This window comes from Mesorhizobium sp. M7A.F.Ca.CA.001.08.2.1, from assembly GCF_003998455.1.
GTDB classification, from domain to species: Bacteria; Pseudomonadota; Alphaproteobacteria; order Rhizobiales; family Rhizobiaceae; genus Mesorhizobium; species Mesorhizobium ciceri.
This window is the reverse complement of the sequence record NZ_RZPW01001102.1, coordinates 1-1,515: the sequence shown is the minus strand read 5'-3', so window position 1 is coordinate 1,515 and position 1,515 is coordinate 1. Positions and strand designations below refer to the sequence as shown.

General features: G+C 63.8%; 1 protein-coding gene. It reads right to left on the bottom strand.

What is annotated here, in order from left to right; all coding sequences use genetic code 11:
* Positions 1 to 31 precede the first annotated feature (31 nt).
* Positions 32 to 1,321, bottom strand: a complete 1,290-nt coding sequence (locus EN914_RS35175) for an IS4 family transposase (protein ID WP_164753254.1) — start codon at positions 1,319 to 1,321, stop codon at positions 32 to 34.
* Positions 1,322 to 1,515 lie beyond the last annotated feature (194 nt).

The following is a 1,515-nucleotide window of genomic DNA, read 5'->3' as shown; positions in this document are numbered from 1 at the left end:
GGGCTAGCGTGCGCACACATTTGCTTCGGGTTCATTTTTGTGAGGCGAGAACGAAGCCGTCGACGATGGCGTTGAAGCGTCTGAGGCCTTGGGTGAAGGTGATGGGTCCTGGCGGGCGTTCCTTTTCGTAGCCGTTCCAGCCTCCGAGCCTGGCGATACACCAGGCGGCCCAGGCGAGCGTGTGCGTGGGGTGGGGGTTCTTCTGCTTTTGGGTCTTGCCTTCGAGTTTGGCGATGAGCACGTTCAGGACGGTGATCTCGGTGGGATCGAAGAGACGTGCGGCCTGGAAGCCCTGGCCCGGCGAACCACGCCCGTGCACGAGTTGCATGACCCTGGTGGCGACGACCAGGGCGGCGGCGGCCAGGCGTTCGAGCGCATCGCCATCGGCGATGAGACTTTCCTCCAGATCGATGGCCTGCGACTTCACGGTCCGGAACAGCTGCTCGACGATCCAACGCGAGCGGTACATCTCGACGATGCGGCAGGCATCGGCCAGCGTGTTGACGCAATGTGTGGTTAGAAGCCGCCAGGTCACCGCTTCCTTCGGCGAAGGTGGATCGATCTCACGCACTTCCACCATGTTGAGCGTGAGTTCACGCGGATCGCGACTGTCGGCGCCAAGGCGCGGCTGGCGCAAGCTCACCGCCGCAAAGCGAACGGCCAGTTCGACGGTGCGGCCCGGCCGGCCAGGACGTGCCTGCAGCTCGAAGGCAATGCGGCCGGCTTCCGAGGTCTTGGCGATCGCGCTGAACAGGCGCTCGCCCCGCGCGCCCAAAACCCGATCCCGTACAGCGCGGATGAGCACATGGGTGCGCTCGCCGGGAAGCCTTGCAAACACTTCGTAGATGTCGGCTTCGCGGTCGCCGACCACCGTCATCTGCGGCGTGTCGGTCAGCGCCTGGCATGCCGCCTTGGCGGTGCCGATCCATTTGTGGCTTTCCTTGTCTTCGATCGGCAGCGCCTGGTAGTCATCCGCCTTCTTTGCCTCGCGCCGCCAGATCGTGGCCCCTGCAAGGCCAAGGACCGAGCCGTCCTCGGCATCCACGGCCAGCGCCGGATGCACGAACAGCCCGATATCCGTGCCATTGCCGACACGACCGAGGCCACGCTTGCGTGAGGCCTTGGCTTCATAGTTGATCTCGCTGCTGTCCTCGATGATCAGCACGTGGCGGCCGGCGGCCATTTCGGCGGTTCGCGCCGCCGCCGTGCGGATGATCTCGTGCTTGCTCACGTGGCGATTGCGAAACAGGCGCGTGAACGCAACCTTCTCGGCGCGCGTGTCGGCCAGCCGGCGCATGCCCGCGCTGACACGCGCAAACATGCGCTCCAGAACCATGCTCCCCTTTTTTGCAGGCGCAGGTCGCCGAAGTATCCAAGCAGCAAAGCCATCGTCGTAGCCTCCAGAACAATGGCAGCTACAGAATCACATGCGATTCAAACACTTCAAGCCATTTTCCGGCGTCGCTTCTTCACGCTTGACCACAGCACGAAGCAAATGTGTGCGCACGCTAGCCC